This window comes from Acinetobacter legionensis, assembly GCF_048552295.1.
Taxonomy (GTDB): Bacteria; Pseudomonadota; Gammaproteobacteria; order Pseudomonadales; family Moraxellaceae; genus Acinetobacter.
The window spans coordinates 111,197-129,101 of record NZ_JBIMCW010000005.1 but is presented as its reverse complement, the minus strand read 5'-3'; the positions used below and the strand labels follow the sequence as shown (position 1 = coordinate 129,101).

At 38.2% G+C, this 17,905-nt stretch carries 18 protein-coding genes; 6 read left to right on the top strand and 12 right to left on the bottom strand.

The annotated features are described in order from the left end of the window. Nucleotides 1–38 precede the first annotated feature (38 nt). On the bottom strand, nucleotides 39–890 hold the full coding sequence (locus ACG916_RS05950) for an SDR family oxidoreductase (protein WP_419328281.1): 852 nt from the start codon (nucleotides 888–890) through the stop codon (nucleotides 39–41). A gap of 126 nt (nucleotides 891–1,016) precedes the next feature. Between ACG916_RS05950 and ACG916_RS05945 the strand changes: the two genes are divergently transcribed. Beyond that, entirely contained in the window at nucleotides 1,017–1,391 is a 375-nt protein-coding gene (locus ACG916_RS05945) for a winged helix-turn-helix transcriptional regulator (RefSeq protein WP_004721299.1), read from the top strand. Between the two features lie 68 nt (nucleotides 1,392–1,459). Here the strand turns inward: ACG916_RS05945 and ACG916_RS05940 are convergent, their stop codons facing one another. From ACG916_RS05940 to ACG916_RS05920, 5 genes are all read right to left on the bottom strand, one after another. Next, nucleotides 1,460–2,101, bottom strand: coding sequence for a DUF2238 domain-containing protein (locus ACG916_RS05940; RefSeq protein WP_419328282.1), 642 nt, complete (start codon nucleotides 2,099–2,101; stop codon nucleotides 1,460–1,462). Between the two features lie 102 nt (nucleotides 2,102–2,203). Continuing rightward, entirely contained in the window at nucleotides 2,204–3,592 is a 1,389-nt protein-coding gene (gene purB, locus ACG916_RS05935) for an adenylosuccinate lyase (protein WP_336953225.1), read from the bottom strand. 56 nt (nucleotides 3,593–3,648) lie between these two features. After that, complete coding sequence (gene hflD, locus ACG916_RS05930; RefSeq protein ID WP_336953223.1) at nucleotides 3,649–4,380, bottom strand: high frequency lysogenization protein HflD; 732 nt, start codon at nucleotides 4,378–4,380, stop codon at nucleotides 3,649–3,651. A 30-nt stretch (nucleotides 4,381–4,410) separates the two neighbouring features. Then, on the bottom strand, nucleotides 4,411–5,547 hold the full coding sequence (mnmA, locus tag ACG916_RS05925) for a tRNA 2-thiouridine(34) synthase MnmA (protein WP_419328283.1): 1,137 nt from the start codon (nucleotides 5,545–5,547) through the stop codon (nucleotides 4,411–4,413). 4 nt (nucleotides 5,548–5,551) lie between these two features. Then, a complete protein-coding gene (locus ACG916_RS05920) occupies nucleotides 5,552–6,037 on the bottom strand; it encodes an NUDIX hydrolase (protein ID WP_419328284.1) in 486 nt (161 codons plus the stop codon). Nucleotides 6,038–6,644: 607 nt separating this feature from the next. Here ACG916_RS05920 and ACG916_RS05915 point away from each other — a divergent pair. Beyond that, a complete protein-coding gene (locus ACG916_RS05915; protein ID WP_419330212.1) occupies nucleotides 6,645–7,127 on the top strand; it encodes a hypothetical protein in 483 nt (160 codons plus the stop codon). Between the two features lie 127 nt (nucleotides 7,128–7,254). Here the strand turns inward: ACG916_RS05915 and ACG916_RS05910 are convergent, their stop codons facing one another. From ACG916_RS05910 to ACG916_RS05895, 4 genes are all read right to left on the bottom strand, one after another. Then, nucleotides 7,255–7,797 carry a gamma carbonic anhydrase family protein gene (locus ACG916_RS05910; protein WP_419328285.1) on the bottom strand — a complete coding sequence of 181 codons (543 nt, stop codon included), beginning with the start codon at nucleotides 7,795–7,797 and terminating at the stop codon, nucleotides 7,255–7,257. Between the two features lie 134 nt (nucleotides 7,798–7,931). Continuing rightward, nucleotides 7,932–9,080 (bottom strand): D-alanyl-D-alanine carboxypeptidase PBP5/6, encoded by a 1,149-nt coding sequence (gene dacC / locus ACG916_RS05905; RefSeq protein WP_336953213.1) that lies wholly within the window; start codon nucleotides 9,078–9,080, stop codon nucleotides 7,932–7,934. Between the two features lie 141 nt (nucleotides 9,081–9,221). Further along, nucleotides 9,222–9,596 carry an MCR_0457 family protein gene (locus tag ACG916_RS05900; protein ID WP_336953211.1) on the bottom strand — a complete coding sequence of 125 codons (375 nt, stop codon included), beginning with the start codon at nucleotides 9,594–9,596 and terminating at the stop codon, nucleotides 9,222–9,224. Nucleotides 9,597–9,778: 182 nt separating this feature from the next. Next, entirely contained in the window at nucleotides 9,779–10,144 is a 366-nt protein-coding gene (locus ACG916_RS05895; protein ID WP_419328286.1) for an MCR_0457 family protein, read from the bottom strand. A 116-nt stretch (nucleotides 10,145–10,260) separates the two neighbouring features. Between ACG916_RS05895 and surE the strand changes: the two genes are divergently transcribed. From surE to ACG916_RS05880, 3 genes are all read left to right on the top strand, one after another. Further along, nucleotides 10,261–11,046 carry a 5'/3'-nucleotidase SurE gene (gene surE, locus ACG916_RS05890; protein ID WP_419328287.1) on the top strand — a complete coding sequence of 262 codons (786 nt, stop codon included), beginning with the start codon at nucleotides 10,261–10,263 and terminating at the stop codon, nucleotides 11,044–11,046. Between the two features lie 106 nt (nucleotides 11,047–11,152). After that, nucleotides 11,153–11,986 carry a peptidoglycan DD-metalloendopeptidase family protein gene (locus tag ACG916_RS05885; protein WP_336953206.1) on the top strand — a complete coding sequence of 278 codons (834 nt, stop codon included), beginning with the start codon at nucleotides 11,153–11,155 and terminating at the stop codon, nucleotides 11,984–11,986. Between the two features lie 95 nt (nucleotides 11,987–12,081). Then, nucleotides 12,082–13,014: a LysR family transcriptional regulator gene (locus ACG916_RS05880; protein WP_419328288.1), complete on the top strand. Its 933-nt coding sequence runs from the start codon at nucleotides 12,082–12,084 to the stop codon at nucleotides 13,012–13,014. 137 nt (nucleotides 13,015–13,151) lie between these two features. Here the strand turns inward: ACG916_RS05880 and ACG916_RS05875 are convergent, their stop codons facing one another. Continuing rightward, nucleotides 13,152–14,363 carry an aspartate aminotransferase family protein gene (locus ACG916_RS05875; RefSeq protein WP_419328289.1) on the bottom strand — a complete coding sequence of 404 codons (1,212 nt, stop codon included), beginning with the start codon at nucleotides 14,361–14,363 and terminating at the stop codon, nucleotides 13,152–13,154. Between the two features lie 165 nt (nucleotides 14,364–14,528). Between ACG916_RS05875 and grxD the strand changes: the two genes are divergently transcribed. Beyond that, complete coding sequence (gene grxD, locus ACG916_RS05870; RefSeq protein ID WP_336953200.1) at nucleotides 14,529–14,870, top strand: Grx4 family monothiol glutaredoxin; 342 nt, start codon at nucleotides 14,529–14,531, stop codon at nucleotides 14,868–14,870. Between the two features lie 243 nt (nucleotides 14,871–15,113). Here the strand turns inward: grxD and ACG916_RS05865 are convergent, their stop codons facing one another. Then, complete coding sequence (locus ACG916_RS05865) at nucleotides 15,114–17,753, bottom strand: Lon protease family protein (protein WP_419330211.1); 2,640 nt, start codon at nucleotides 17,751–17,753, stop codon at nucleotides 15,114–15,116. Between the last annotated feature and the right edge of the window lie 152 nt (nucleotides 17,754–17,905).

Genomic DNA, 17,905 nt, shown 5'->3' with positions numbered 1-17,905 from the left:
AAATTTTGTATTAAGCCCATGCTTATCTTTAAAAATGCCTAAAATAAAGCTCTAACCTGATCCTGAATATGCGTTGTTTTACGACCAATTAAATGTTCCAAGTCTTTACTTTCACTATACATTGCACCATTTACAGTCTGTACATCTGCGTCAACAATAACCGCTACTAGTGCATGGGGTAACCCTGCCGTAAGAAGTGACTGAGTATAATCTTCCGAGCTGATATCTTGATACTGTACAGTTTGACCTGATGCCAAAGTGATATAAGAGGCTAAATCTGCAAGGGTAAAATGATTTGAACCTGCAAGCTCATAAGTTTTATTTTCATGATCTGAGGAAGTAAGGACTTTAGCAGCAGCTTCGGCATAATCTAAACGAGAAGCTGAACTGATTTTTCCATTTTGAGCACTGCCGTAAAGCGTTCCTGTTTCCGCAGTATGCTTAACGTTACCAAGATAATTTTCGCTATACCAATTGTTGCGTAAAAACGTATATTTCAAACCACTTTGCAGAATAAGTTCTTCTGTTTCACGATGTTCTTGCGCTAAACCGAGTAGGTTATCTGTTGCATTGAGTAAGCTGGTATAGGCAATGTGTTCAACTTTGGCTGCGACTGCGGCATCTATAACTGCTTTATGTTGTGGGGTACGACGACCAATTTCATTGGCTGAAATTAAAAGTAATTTATCTACATTGTGTAAAGCAGGTATTAATGTTTCAGGTTGATCATAGTTAAATAGACGAACTTCGATCCCTTGTTGTTTGAGCGACTGTGCTTTATCTAGATTTCGAACCAGCGCCACAATATTTTCAGCAGCAGTATGTTGAAGTAAGGCTTGGATCACCAATTGTCCAAGTTGACCCGTTGCGCCTGTAATTGCGATTTTCATAAATTCACCTTTAAATATGATTTAAATTGGATGTTTTTTAAACTTGATGTTATTATCATAATCATTAAACTTACTATATGTAAGTACGTACCTAAAAGTAAGCTAATTACTGTGTAGAGAGAATTTATGAGCATCTATGCTTCAAGTGATTTAATTGGTCAAGTTTTATCCAGTCAGTGCCCATCTAGAGAAATATTGGAGCATTTAACCAGCAAATGGTCTGTATTGGTTTTACGTTGTTTAAATGATGGTGTGCAACGTTTTAGTGAACTGCGCAATCGAATTGAGGGGATCAGCGAAAAAATGCTGGCACAGACATTAAAAGTGCTTGAGCAAGATGGCTTTATATTGAGAACGGTTTACCCTGAAGTACCACCGAAAGTAGAGTACCAATTGACGATTTTAGGTGCACAAGCGGCTGAAAAATTAAACTATTTGATTGGTTGGATCGAGCGCAGTTTGCCCGATATCTTAGAGAATAAACAAAGATTGCAAAAGTAAAACTCAGTGGATTCTATACTCACCAACAACTTGATCGCTGAGTGAGTATATTGAGAGGAAAGTCCGTATTATTGAGGATGATTCCCTTTTGCCGCAGCTTTTAAAGAGACTAGTCCTGTCATGATTGCACCAATGGTGGCTAAGAACATATCCTTATGCGCATCCCATATATCACCTTGTTGTCCATTATAGTTTTCAGCTTCTTCTGGAGATAGGCCAATGGCAATCCACCATTCAATCCATTCATAAAATAAACTGGTTGCCATAACAAATTGAATGACTAATAAAAATAAGGTTTTAGGCTTTAAGTTTGGTAACCACACTTGGAAAATTCGGTAGAAAAATGGGTAAAGAAATAAGCCATAGAATAAGTGTACAAAGCGGTCAAACATGTTACGTGTCCACCCCATTGCTTGATTGAGATCAAAGTTTAAGTATTTGATTGACCAATCATTATAAGGCACATAAGAATAAAGATAATGTGCAGCAATGACATGAATCACCAAGAAGAGGATGTACAATAAAAATGATGAAAATGTCAGTCCTATTTTCTTTAGACAGAAAAATAGAACAATCAGCATGAGTAAGGTGCCAATCTGATGCAGCATGTAAGATGGGTATTCTAAGGGATTGATACTGGCAAGAATGATTGCGATTGCAAGCAAAGCAAGAACAAGCCAATGTTTTTTTGTTAAGGCATGATAAATCATTATGGTATTTTCTAAAAATTATTACTGCGCATTGTAATCAAAATGCAAAAAAATGCGAAGCATCGGCTTCGCATTTTTTAGGTCTTTTAGATGATTAAAAGCTTAGATTTTAGCAATCAAATCTTTAATTTTTTTGGCTTGATCCGCAGCATTACCTGTGTAAGTAGCAGGAGTCATTTCAGCCAAACGTGCACGATCAGCAGCAGGTACAGCTTCAAGCTCAGTACCATTGACAAAATCAACCATCATGTCACGTGTCATCGCTTGACCACGAGTCAATGCTTTTAATTTTTCATATGGTTTTTCAACTGCATAACGACGCATTACAGTTTGAATTGGTTCAGCCAATACTTCTTGTGCATGATCAAGGTCTTCAAGAATACGTGTCGCATTAAGTTCAAGTTTTCCAATACCTTTTGAACATGCTTCAAAAGCAATTAAACTTTGTGCCAAGCCAACACCCATGTTACGTAATACGGTAGAGTCCGTGAGGTCACGTTGCCAACGGGAAATTGGCAATTTTTCACCTAAGTGCGCTAATACTGCATTTGCAATGCCCAAGTTACCTTCTGAGTTTTCAAAATCAATCGGATTGACTTTGTGTGGCATTGTCGAAGAACCGACTTCACCTTCTTTTAGACGTTGTTTAAAGAAGCCTAAAGAGATATAGCCCCAAACATCACGGTTAAAGTCGATTAAAATTGTATTAAAACGACGTAGAGCATCGAACAATTCAGCGATGTAATCGTGTGGTTCGATCTGAGTTGTATAAGGGTTGAAGGTTAAACCGAGTGATTCAACAAATGCTTGCGAGTGAGCAGGCCAGTTGATTTCAGGATAAGCAGAGTAGTGTGCGTTGTAGTTACCCACTGCACCATTAATTTTGCCCAATAATTCAACTTGTTTAAACTGTTTGATTTGACGTGCTAAACGATATGCAACATTGGCCATTTCTTTACCCAAAGTCGTTGGGCTAGCAGTTTGGCCATGGGTACGTGATAGCATCGGTTGTTCAGCATGTGTTTCAGATAAAGCCACAATAGAATCAACAATTTGTTGCATAGCAACAACTAATACTTCACGACCACTTTTCAACATTAAAGCGTGAGAAAGGTTGTTGATGTCTTCTGAAGTGCATGCGAAGTGAATAAATTCACCTGCATTTTTAAGCTCATCAATATGTGCAATTTTTTCTTTTAAGAAATATTCAACCGCTTTTACATCATGGTTAGTGGTACGCTCAATCTCTTTAATACGGTTAGCATCATCTTCAGAAAATTGAGTAACAATCGCATCTAAAGCAGTATTGGTTGCAACAGAAAAAGCGGGCACTTCTGTAATTTCAGGACGATTTGCAAGCGCTTGTAACCAACGCACTTCAACAGTCACACGAGCATGGATGAGACCAAACTCAGAGAGGTAAGGGCGTAATGCATCGCATTTGCTTGCATAGCGTCCGTCTAGTGGAGAAAGGGCGGTTAAAGCGTTCATAAAGATTCCTTAAATTTTGGAATTAGAGCGAATGGCGTAACCCGAACAGTATCAAATTAAACAACCTGATATTGTAATCGAGCCAGATCTTGAATATCTTGAAGAAGTTTGCGTTTGCTAAAGATCATATTCCATGAACTACCACCTAATTGACGCCATAGGTGTGCCATTTGTAAGCCTGTGAATAAACTGGCGCGGATACGATTGGTATGGGCAGAGTCTTTAAAGGCCTCTGCATTGCCGCGAACTAGAATTCGAGGATTAATTTGACCAGCAGTGTCGACATAGGTTTGTGCTAAATTGGCAATGATACTTGGATGTAAATAGTTATTATCAAAAAAAGACAGCTGTTTTAATATTTTTTGTTGAGATTGTTCAATAATTTCAACAAATTTTGAATTGCTATAGACTTTTTTTTCCAAGGCCAATAACGACATTGCATAAGTCATTGGTAGTTTTGCATTGGCAATTTTAGGAATTCTAGATTTCGGTGATGTCGAGAAAGGTTGTGTAATACTACTTTCTAAAGCTTTTAAACCTAAAGAAATGTCTGCCAATTGATTGAAAAAATCTAAAGTTTGACCGGATAGATTGGCAGAAGGACGAATATTGAGGCTAGCTTTGATGAGCTGTTCAAAATAGAAATTACCACTTTCACCAATACTTTGACGTCCTGACATTGCAGTCATATGCGTCAGCTGTGTTGCTTGAAACACAGCTGCTAACGCCAAAGCTCGATTTTGGCGTTGATTCAAAGTCTGAGGCTGTTGAAAGGGCAACTCAACCATGCCTAAATTCCTTTAAATAATTTTTAATCATTACTCAATAAAATCTGGTTTTGGTGCGTTGGTATGATGAATCACACCACCACCTAAACATACTTCATCGACATAGAAAACAACACTTTGTCCCGGAGTAACGGCACGCTGTGCTTCATCAAATTCGACACGAACACCATTCGGAGTGTTTGTATCTTTATAAATTGTACATGCTTGATCAGGCTGACGGTAACGAGTTTTTGCCGTGCATCGGAAACCAGTGTCTGGAATTGCTTGTTCACCCGCAACCCAGTCAATAGTTTCAGACCATAAAATGGTACTCTGCATCAGTGGATGTTCATGACCTTGCCCAACTACAAGACGATTAGATTCAATGTCTTTATGTAGAACAAACCAAGCACCTTCTTCAGCACCTTTGAGACCGCCTAAACCAATACCACCACGCTGACCGAGCGTATAGTACATTAAGCCGTGATGATCACCAACCTCTTTTCCAGTATCTAAGACAATTTTTCCAGGTTGTGCCGGTAAATATTGTTTTAAGAAGTCATTAAAACGGCGCTCACCAATAAAGCAGATTCCTGTTGAATCTTTTTTCTTGGCAGTGGCTAAACCCAATTCTTCCGCAATTTTACGTACTTGTGGTTTTTCGATTTCACCAACAGGGAACAAGGTCTTATTGATTTCACGACCATGGACTGCGTGAAGAAAATAGGTTTGGTCTTTGTTATTGTCTACACCACGCAATAAAGGCGCATATTGATCACCTTTTGAGTTTGTGGTTGTTTCACCACGACGACAATAATGTCCAGTTGCAATAAAATCAGCGCCTAAATTGACAGCATGATCTAAGAATGCACGGAATTTAATTTCTTTATTACACAGAATATCTGGGTTTGGTGTACGCCCAGCGGCATATTCTGCTAAGAAATGTTCAAATACGCGATCCCAATATTCCATTGCAAAATTTGCAGTATGGAGTTTGATCCCAATTTTGTCACACACCGCTTGTGCGTCAGCAAGGTCATCCATTGCGGTACAATATTCCGTGCCATCATCTTCTTCCCAGTTTTTCATGAAAAGCCCTTCAACTTGATATCCTTGTTGAAGTAAAAGTGCAGCAGAAACAGATGAATCTACACCACCCGACATACCGACGATGACACGTTGTTGCATAGGATTAGGCATCCAAATTTGAAATTAAAGGAGAGTTTTGGTGCTCATAGATGAGCGAAAGTGGGTATTTTTGCCCAGAAAGTGCATCTTGTACAGCTTTAATGACCAAAGGACTTCTTGCGCGAGCAGATTCAAGCAGTTCTTCAAGCGTCATCCATTGTGGTCCAATGATATCTGTATCCAGCTGTGCGTCTGGAAAGTATTCAGTCACATGCGCTAAAAAGCAAAATCTAAAATAAGTGCGGTCTGGAAACATGGGTGGGGTATAGGTATAGATCCCCAGTAATGAATTGATTTCTACTGCATATCCTGTCTCTTCCATGGTTTCACGTAACGCTGCTTGAATAATAGTTTCACCATATTCAACATGCCCAGCGGGTTGATTGAACACAGTATGGCTTACACCTTCGGTATATTCTTCTACAAAAAGAAATTTTCCATCTTTTTCTACAACTGTCGCAACAGTAACGTGGGGTGTCCAAGCGGTCATGACCAGCACCAAGGGAGATAAAGCATTATTCTACAAAATTTAGCACGTGGTGGCTATGTTCATGCGGATTTTCTTTGATCATCCTAAGCGGACATGTATCCATAATATGCTTAAAATACTTCTGGGCAAGTTTGCTTATCTTGCATTTGGAGCTGAAATCTCAGCGCTTTAACTGATTAATCCATTATTTTATACCAACTTGTTGTAGGTCAGAATGTTTCACATAAAAATTACTATATAAACTGATGTATTTGGCTCTATCGATCTAACTCAATAGACCGCTGGAATATTCATGTGTAGATGTGTTAAGTGTAATACGCAATATGTCTGTATGATTATTCGACTTAATACCGAACACAGAATTAGATACATTCGCTATTTACGGGTGTACCCCACTAAAACATAAAAGACTTTATTTGTTTGAATCTACTGTATCGTCGAATGTTTTTTGGATAGAATTATAAGACATTGACTATAAGAGATAGTCAAATCAAAAAAGCTTGAATTGGGGCTTGATCAAGCAACGTTTTATACAGGTAAAGCCAGTTCTTGTTTTAAGATCGCTTAGCCATTCCAATTCTTGGGCATACAATAGGATTTAAAAAGTATGATAAAGAAATTATTATGTATACCTTTAGGTGTATTACTGATCACTGGGTGTGCTTCAAATCCTAATGATGCCACTTCAAATGTAGGTACACAGGGATTATTAATTTGCCAGCCAAGTGAACTTTGTCAAATCGTCACTGTGGTGTGGAATGAGACACATAAAGACTTTTTAAAGGTGAAACTCAGCTTAAATAGCGCCTATACCAAATATAATATTGAAAAAGTTGTATTTAGTGATGGTGCAAAAAGTCACTCATTTAATGTGATTGGGCCAACTGAAATTGATTTTGCATTTAAAGCAAATCGTTCTCGTAACAGTGTGCTTATTCCAGTCAACCTAATGGGGGACTTCAAAGGCTCGCAAAATATCTTTATGGAAATACATACAGATCAAGGTGTGATTACCCGCTATATCTTAAAAGACAATGTCAAAGCACCCGTATTTGAAGAATTAACCAAATACTACAAAGTCTCTGAATAGCGGTTTGATCCAAAATGTAATGCCTAATTCCACTGTAGTTTAGTGGAATTAGATTTACTTGAGCAACATGTATTCAAATAAAAAATACGCTTTTAAGCATGCTTAGATATTTGCTTTAATCCTATGATTAATCGTGTGTCTCTAAATGATGATTCGCCACTTTGACATAATGTCTTGCTGAATAAGGTAGAAATTCTTTTTCTTTATCGGTTAAAGGGCGAACTTTTTGTACAGGGCTTCCTACATAGAGGTAACCACTTTCCAAGCGCTTTCTTGGTGGAACTAGAGAGCCTGCACCAATCATGACATCATCTTCAATTACCACATCATCAAGAACAATGGTATTAATTCCAATTAAAACACGGTTGCCAATGGTACAACCATGTAAAGTGACATGGTGCCCGATCGTCACATCTTCCCCAATTACTAAAGGTGAACCATTGGGTTTAGCATCATTTTTATGACTAACATGTAACATGCAATGGTCTTGTACATTAGAATAACGCCCAATTTTAATGTGATTGACATCAGCACGAATCACCGCAAAAGGCCAAACAGATACATTTTCCGCCAAAGTTACTTCACCGATTACAACCGAGAGATCATCGATATAACAGCTTGAATCAATTTTAGGATGATGGTCTAAATACGAACGAATATTTTTTTTCATGTTGGCTTCCATGTCAAAAGCAAAATTTAACCAATGTGTTTTTACCGAGTATAAATTAAAAAGGCATCCAAATCTGTGATCAGGATGCCTGTGCTTTAGTCTAATAAACTCAATATTAGGTTTAAGCGAATAATTTAGAACAAGTTGCTAAAGAACATTTTGATATGATCGATCAAGCGAGAGAAGAAGCCTGCTTCTTCTACAGCTTTTAACGCCACTAATGGTTTTTCAGCAATGACTTTACCGTCTAAAGTTGCAGTAAGTTTACCTACAACCTGACCTTGTTTTAATGGTGCATTTAAGTTGGGTTGAACAGTAACTTGAGTTTTAATGGCATTAGCCTGACCTTTAGGCATCGTCACATTGAAGTTTTCAGCTAAACCAATTTGTACGTCACTTTCTTTACCAAAATAAACCTTTGCTTTAGCAAGAACTTGATTTGCAGGTTGCACACTGACAGTTTCAAAGTTTGAGTAACCCCATGCTAATAATGAACGTGTTTGACTCGCACGTTCATTCATAGACGGCGCACCAAAAATCACAGAAATCAAACGCATTGGACCACGTTTTGAGGAGGTAGTTAAGCAATAACCCGCTTCATCTGTATGACCTGTTTTTAAGCCATCAACACTTGGGTCAGTATAAAGTAAGGCATTACGATTACCTTGTTTGATGCCGTTAAAAGTAAATTCTTTTTCCGAATAAATAGGATAATATTTTGAACTGTCATGAATGATATGTTTAGCAAGTACCGCCATATCTTTTGCGGTTGAGTAATGACCTTCAGCAGGCATACCTGTTGCATTGATAAAATGCGTATTGACCATGCCCACACGTTTGGCTTCTTGGTTCATCGCATAAGCAAATGAACCCTCATTACCGGAAATATGTTCAGCCATAGCTTTAGATGCATCATTACCTGACTGGATAATAATGCCTCGTAACATTTCTAAAACTGTTGCAGTACCATTTAAAGGTACGTACATACAAGATTCAGTACTGCTACCACGGCACCATGCAGACTCATTCATGCGAACTTTTTCACTTTCGGTCAGTTCACCTTTAAGAAGTTTTTGCTCAATGATGTAACTCGTCATCATTTTAGTCATCGAAGCAGGTGCTAATTTTTCATTTTCATTCTTCGATGCAAGAATTTGACCTGTCTCATAGTCCATTAAGACATACGATTTATTATTTAATTCTGGCGGAGTTGTTAAGACGGTTGCTGCATAAGAAAATGAAGGTAAAAGTAATAATGCAGCAATGGCGCTTTTTCGAGTCATTCTAGGTCGTTCCAATCGTTATATGAGCACAAACAGGCTAGCATTTTAGGGCAAAGCAAAGCCGACTTCTACAAGGAAAGTCGGCTTATTTCTTACTTATTGTAACTAATTCAATATTTGTTGAATATATCGTACAAATCGTTATGACTGATAGTGACTAATGTCATTACAAATCGCTGTATTTTCAGCATCACCTGCTTTTTTTGCATCACTTTTTGCTTCTTTTAACGCTCTTTGGAAATCCTTTTGCTTGGTAAGTGATTTTAAGGTTGCTTTAGGATCTTTGTCATTTGGCATATAGTCTTTAAGCAGATGATCAAAACCTTTGTTAAACGCAGCATCTGTTTTAATTAGACTCGGGCAGATATCCGACAATACATAAATTGCAGCCAATTCTTCTTTAGATACTTGTTGCTGAGTAACTTCGATTTTGTCAGATGCGGCAAAAGCATGTGTCATAAATAAACTACTTGCTGATACAAGGCTTAATGTCAGCATTTTTAACGTCATACGCATAAATAACCTAATCAATTTTTAATTTGAGAATTTGCATAGATTAAACGTAAAAACTGTGAAAAATATAGAGAAAGTGTATCGATGTTGTAGATTTATTTGAAATTTTCGCAAACTTAACAATGCAAAAGATGTCAAAAAAGTATTTTTTAACATCGCATTGGTCGTGAGGTTCTTATGCTGTTCTAGTGTGAAAGTTCAAGTACATCTGCACATACTGCTTTGTGTTCAGCTTGATCCACTTCTTTGGCACTTATTTGTGCTTCTTTCAGTACAGTTTGGTATTCTGGATCTTGTTGAAGCTGCACTAATGTTGTAGTTTTCGAGAGATCCTTTAATAAGATTTGGGTTAAATTCTCAATTTTAGTTTGAAATGCAGGATTGTTACCGATTAATACTGGACAAACTTCGGCAAGCACTTGGGTTGCTGCAATATCTTCTTTCGCAATTCGATCAGACTCTTGTGAAGTTAATGTTTCTGAAAATGCAGATTGTGCACAAAGTGTGATGAGAGCAATAGAAATAGTATGAGTAAGAGAACGTGTAATCATCTTTATAGTCACAAATTAGATTTAAAATTGAGTAAGTAACTATATATAATTGTTAAATAAATTTGAATTAAATAACTCAGTAGTCATTTAATAAATTTTAATCAGAGAACCCGTTAGTGAATATTTTAATTGCAAATGATGATGGTGTTTTTGCACCAGGTATTCAAGCTTTAGCAAAAGCGTTGCGACCATTAGGTCGAGTTGTTATTGTTGCGCCAGAAAGTGAGCGCAGTGGTTTTTCAAGTGCATTAACTCTAGATCGACCACTTCGACCAATTCAAATTGCAACAGATATGTGGGCAGTAAACGGTACACCTGCAGATTGTGTCTATTTGTCCATGAATGGTTTGTTCGATTTCGAATTTGATTTAGTTGTGAGCGGAATCAATAGTGGGGCAAATTTAGGAGACGATGTACTTTATTCTGGAACAGTAGGGGCGGCATTTGAAGGGCGTTTGATGAAACAACCTGCCATCGCAGTTTCATTAGCGGGCAGTAATGTGCGTTCATATGACAATCCTGAAGATTATGCGCAAGCCGCAAATTGGGTTTATACGTTTATTGCCAAAGGCTTACCTGAACTGCCTCCACGACATATTTTAAATATCAATATTCCTGATGTAGAAGATATTTTAGGTGCTCAAATTACTTATCAGGGTCGTCGAATACAATCAAAACCGATTACCAGTCAGGTCGATCCTCGTGGTCGTCAAGTCTATTGGATTGGTTTGGCGGGTGAAGCAGTGACAGACCCCAAAAAGAATTCAAAAAACCTGCAATCTGACTTTTTTGCAATTGCCAATGGGTATGTCAGTATTACACCAATTCAAATGGACGCGACTAATTATACGATTCTTGAAACACTACAATCACAACTCTCACATAGTCATTTTGATGTTTGAGTGTTATAACTTTGTGAAAAAGCACTGTTAAACAGTGAAATGCGTGTGTTTTTTGCTAATCTTAAGCAAATATTTTTAAATTTTAAGATTGTAGAGAGGGAAATCAATGCTTTTGGCTCGATCAACACTTCCAATTCAAATGCCTAAACGATGGATAAAAATCATTTTGTCCACAATAGCAATCACCTCTACAATATTGGTGACTGGGTGTGCATCGAAGCCTCAAATAAATAATCCTACACGCTATGCTGTTGCACCTGACTATTACACAGTTCGTTCTGGTGATACCTTAAGTGCAATCTCAATGCGTTATGGTTTGAGTTATCTCAGTGTTGCTGAAATGAATGATATCGCTGCGCCTTATCGAATTTATGTGGGGCAGTCATTACGTTTGAAAAAGGGTAGTGGCAATGTCACTCGATCTACGACGAAAGCGTTAACTAACAATGAACCGCAAATTCAACGTCAAACGATTAAGTTACCAACACAGCAGCCAACACCACCAACTGGGACAATAACTGCTCAGCCAGCAACGCCGCCTGTGCAAACGACGACGACAGTACAATCAACACAATTGAGATGGGTAAAACCATCAAATGGGCCTGTTATTGCAAATTATAATGTTGCGAATAATATAAAAGGAATACGTTTCGGAGGGAATCAAGGTGATCCAATTTTTGCCGCAGCGGATGGTCAAGTGGTTTATGCTGCAGATGGATTAAAAGAATATGGTAATCTTGTCTTAGTAAAACATATTGATGGTTACATTACTGCATATGCTCATAACAGCAAAATGTTGGTGAAAAGTGGTCAAACGGTGACAGCAGGACAGAAGATTGCAGAGATGGGATCTTCAGGCGCCACCAGTACTATGCTGGAGTTTCAGGTACGTTTAGATGGAAAACCAATTAACCCAGCAAATATTTTACCAATAAATTAAATATTTTAATGCAAAGTGTAATTTTCTTCGTATAATACAATGAGTTGTTTTGAACAAAAAAGTGTGAAACAGCTCATAATTTCAGAGGGAAATTTATGTTAGATCAACTTCGGGCAATGGGTGTATTTGCTTGTGTTGTTGAAAAAAGTTCTTTTAGTGGTGCCGCGCGTGACCTTGGCATTACGACTAGTGCGGTTAGTCAGCAAATTAGATCTTTAGAACATGAAATGGAAGTTACGCTTCTACATCGTTCTACACGAAAGCTGAGTTTAACTGAGGCTGGTCAAGCTTTTTTCCACAGTTGTCAAGAAATGCTCGCTGCCGCAGAGCGTGGAAAAATCCGCATTAATGAGTTGCGCGATGATTTAGTTGGGGATTTGCGTATTGCGACAACCCCAGAAATAGGAGCAACACATGTTGTGCCTGCTTTATCGCATTGGATGTCTGCACATCGAGGTTTGATGGTTCATTTTGAAGCAGATAACCAATATATCGACTTGATCCAAGAACGTATAGATATTGCTATTCGTATGTCTTCAAAAATCGAAGATGTGAATAACTTGAGTTGTACGCCTCTTGCAAGAGTAGATCAAATCTTAGTTGCATCGCCAAGTTATTTAAATCAAACAGCGCCTATTTCACGACCTGAAGATTTACAGAATCATGATTTGATTCCGATAAATATCATGAAAAATTCTCAACATTTTTCATTTCAGCATGGTGCAACAGGTGAAGTCGTTAATTTAGAAATGAAGCATCGTCTTCAGACAAATAATGTATTTGTTGCAAAATCATTGTGCCAACATGGACATGGTATTGCTCGGATTCTTTATTTAGATGTGCAAAAAGAATTGATGAATGGAACGTTGGTTGAAGTATTACCAGAGTGGAAGTTACCAACTTTCACTTTAAGTGCTGTGACCTTAAAGCGTGAACAGCAACCGATGAAAATTCATCGTTGTCTAGACGCTTTGAAACAATATTTTAGCCAGTTACCTGGTGGTAGAATTTTCCAAGAAGCCTCATAAAGCCAAAGTTCTAACTCTAATAAGTTCTAATAAAAAAGCCGCTTTAAAGCGGCTTTTCTATATTTTTAACTTTATAAGCAATGACGATAAAACTAAAAGAGATTAACAGGTTGAGCTCTTAAAGTATTGGTTAATGTTTAAGCAAGAAATGCTTTAATTGCAGGCACTAAACGTTTCAATAAGTCATCTGCCTGCTCATGATTCATATTTAACGCAGGAAGTAAGCGGATCACATTACCTGAAGTAACATTAATGATTAAATGATACTTATCACGTGCTATGTTCACCAATTCAGCACAGTCTTTTGATAGTTCGATACCAATCATCATACCGAAACCACGCACAACCACATCATGATCTGCAAGTTGAGCACGGAACTGATCGACTAAATAGGTTCCAATTTCTGCAGCATTTGCGACAATATTTTCTTTTTGGATCAAATCAATCACAGTGTAGACGACACGTGAGCCTAAATGTGTGCCGCTATAAGTAGACCCATGATTCCCAGCAGCAAGAACACCAACACCACGACCCTGTGTCATCACAGCACCAATTGGAAAACCATTTCCCAAACCTTTTGCTGTGGTTAAAACATCTGGAATAATATTGGTATGTTGATAGGCAAAGTATTTACCAGTACGGCCATTACCTGTTTGGACCTCATCCAGCATCATCAACCAATTATGTTGATTACAAATGCGACGAATATCTTCAAGATAGCTAAAGCCTTGAGGAGCCGTATTGACACCACCTTCACCTTGGATTGGTTCAACCAAAATTGCCACAATGTCAGGATGCTGAATAGCGGCTTCTTCAATGGCTTCTATATCGCCAAAAGGTACACGAATAAAGCCATCAACCAAAGGTGCAAAGCCTTCCTGAACTTTTTTATTGCCAGTAGCAGAAAGTGTTGCAAGGGTACGACCATGGAATGATTGGTCTGCAACAATGATTTTAGGGGTGGAAACACCTTGTAAATGACCAAATTTACGTGCAATTTTAATTGCACCTTCATTCGATTCTGCACCACTGTTTGAGAAAAAGATTTCTTCCATTCCTGAAACTTCAGCCAGCTTTTGTGCTGCTGCAGTTTGCCAAGCGACTTCGTAAATATTACTCGTATGAATTAACGTAGCTGCTTGTTCTGCAATGGCTTCAGCCAACACAGGATGAGCATGCCCTAAGCCACAAACGGCTATACCCGTCAATGCATCTAAATACTCAGTGCCATTTTCTGTATAAAGATAAGAACCTCGTCCTCGTATAAAGCTGATCGGTTGACGGCTGAATACAGGCATCAAATGTGAAGGTTGATCAGTTTGTACCGGAGCGAGGGTGATGTTATTCATAACTAACTCTTATCTGTTAGGAGTGGAAAAGGTGAAAGATTATCTAACCAAAATATGCGGAAGATTTAAAGCTTTAATATAAATAAAATTGGAAATAATCGTCTAGACATATTCTTTATTGTGGATTTAGGTATAATGCAGGCAGATGAGTTGAGGATTTAATCAATGACTGAACAAGCGCGTGATACAGAAGCGTTAATTCGCGATCAAATAGCTAAACATGCAGTACTTCTTTATATGAAAGGTACTCCGCAATTTCCACAATGTGGTTTCTCTGCGCGTGCAGTTGAAGCACTTAGCCAAATTGGTCGTCCATTTGCTTATGTAAATATCTTAGAAAATCCTGATATTCGTGCAACTTTGCCACAAATTGCAAATTGGCCTACATTCCCTCAATTGTGGATTAATGGTGAATTGATCGGCGGTAGCGACATTATTCTAGAAATGTTCCAAAATGGTGAATTAAAACCATTGATTGAGCAGTATAGCCCAGCGCCAGATGCTTAATGAGTAGATGATGTAGAAAAAGCACCGGAAGGTGCTTTTTTATTTGGCTAAGATTTATTTTGTTCTAGGATGGGAAAATTGATCAACAGCCTAGACAAGACTTTGCGATAACTGGTAAAGAGTTTAAGTGTTTAGATATTTTAAAAAAACAGGAAGTTTAACTCATTAATGATCATGAAAAATAAGACAAAGCCTTGAATATTCAAAGCTTTGTCTATGTGAGGCTGTAAATTAACAATCAACTTAAGATGAATTTCGTTTATTCTGCTTTGCCACAACTTCAAGCTGGTTTTCTTCAGTGAAGACAGTTGGTGCTTCAGCTTCAGCCTTTTTCAGTTTTTTTTCCTTCTTCTTTTTTTTCTTTTTCTTTGGTTTCTGTTCTATTTCAACACCATCTTCCAATGCCTGCCAATATTCAAGCTGTGCCATCACTGCTGCATAGATTGAACCCTTGGTATAGCGGTCTTTCTTGTCTAAGGTACCAACAGGGCGCGCCATTAGGATTTCTAAAGCTTGGTCAATAGTGTCAATTGCGTGGATGTGAAATTGACCTTCATTGACAGCCTCAATTACATCATGACGAAGCATCAAATGCTGCATATTCTGACGAGGAATAATCACACCTTGTTTGCTGGTTAATCCTTGTAGCTTACATGCGTCGAAGAATCCTTCAATTTTTGCATTAACTCCACCAATAGGCTGAACTTGACCCAATTGGTTCATTGAGCCTGTGATTGCCCAAGATTGATCGATAGGCAATTGGCAGATCGCAGAAATTAACGCAGAGAGTTCTGCAACTGTGGCACTGTCACCATCTACTTGACCATAACTTTGTTCAAAGGCGAGGGCAGCAGAAAAATGCAAAATCTGTTCACGACCAAAATGTGCTTTTAAGAAGCTTGACATGAGCAAGACACCTTTGGCGTGTAATGAACCACCCAGTTCCACACTACGTTCAATATCTAGAATGTCACCACCACCTTGGTATACAGAAGCGGTTAAGCGTGAAGGTAAACCAAACTCAACGTCGGCATATTGGATCACAGATAAAGCATTAATTTGACCTAAGCGATGGCCACGAGTTTCGATTAACTGAGTGCCACGTGACAAGTCTTGCCAATAGAGCTCTCTTAAATAGCCTAAGCGGTATTGACGATGTTTCAGGGCTGTATTGATATGATGAGACGTAACTAACTTTTCGTCCGACTGCGCTGCATGATGATGTGACTCACGAATTAAATCACCAAGCGTTAAAGCATGTAAAGACAATGAGCTTTGGTCTTCAGCTTGGCGACTTGAATCTGTTAATAACGCTGCCAATGCAGAGCGATCAAATGGCAGTAATTTATCTTGTTGAACATAGTCTGCAATCAGTTGCATATAGGCTTGCTCATTATCATCATTACGTTGCAGAGTGTCGGTAAAATCAGCACGAATTTTAAAAACACTGCCTAATTCTGGCTCTAATTCTAAAATTTCATAATAAATTTCAGGTTCTGCCAATAAAACCACTTTTAAGTTAAGTGGCACAGATGCCGGTTCAATTGAAATACTGCCTGTTAAAGTCAGCATGTGCTCAAGAGAAGATAACTTTAATTGTCCTGATTTTAATGCGCGTTTTAGACCTTGCCATGCATAAGGCTGTTCTAACAGTTGTTCCGCTTCTAAAATTAAAAAACCACCATTGGCTTGATGCAATGAGCCTGGACGAATCAGAGTAAAGTCAGTGGTAATCGTACCATTTTGTGTCAACTGTTCAACATGTCCAAGTAAATTGTAATGTGTTGGGAAGTCTTCAAAAATAACCGGTGCACCAGAATTCGGTTTATTGCTCACTACGACATTGGCTTGGTAACGTGAAGGAACACGATTAAATAAAGCAGGAGAGAACTCTTCACCTTCTTGATCTAGAATCGTTTCAACATTTTCAATGATATCAGCAGCAAAATGTTTTAAATATTGATCTAGTCCATTTACGGTTTTAAATTTACTTAAAATTAAATCAATACGAGGAATTACCACTTGTTTGGCAATATCACGATTCAGTTCAGAAACTTGATCACGTGCATCATCTTCTAAATCACCTAACTGAAGACCAAGCCGTTCAAGTTTCTTATCCATATAACGCATATTGGAATTAATTTCTGCACGCTGTTTACTGTCAAGCGCATTTAAATCTTCCTGTGACATTTCCAATATTTTGTCATCTTTGACATGGATCGGCACAAAAATATGTTCATCGTTACGATTAATTAGTTTTAGGTCTAGGTCTTCGCCTTCTTTGGTCAGTTCAACTAAAGCGAGTTGTTGCTCATTTCCCGTAATCTGACGAATGCGTTCAATACGATTGTGATACGTTTCTGCACTAAAGCGACGTTCAAGTTGTTTAAGAATGGTTTGCCAAGCTTGGTGGATTAAAGCTTGAAACTTACTGCCTTGACCTGCTTGAAAACGCAGGGCAATCGGTTGTCGCGCATTTTTAAAATTATAAACATAGACCCAATCATCAGGCGTTTGCATAGTTTTGGCATGTTGTTGCAACAAGCGCTTGATCATGGTCCTTTTTCCAAGACCTGCCGTGCCCACAGCAAAAATGTTGTAACCTGAATAAGGTAAAGCAATCCCTGCTTCTACAGAGGCTCTGGCACGATCTTGCCCTAAGAAATTATTTAAAGGCTTGATTCTCTTGGTTGACGTAGGAATCTTGCTCAGATTGGGGATATGCGTCAGTTGTTCTGATTTTAGTGCGGTTTGTGTCAACGTGTTTTGAATTTCCGTTTGATCAAAAGCAGATGGAAAAATCGTTTCAGTTTTTTGTATTGGGGTTGCAGTCGTCGTAATTGAAACAGTAGTAGAGCTTAATTGATCGTGTCTTTGGGTCACAGGTGAAATCCAAAACTTATATGGGTTGAAAAGTTAAAGGTATACAGGATTGGGGGTAAAGATCAAGCGCCAAAAGCGGAAATATCTGTAAAAGCGCTCATCAGTTGCATAAAAGTGATTGAAACTCTAAGCATTAAGCGGTTGAATAGCAC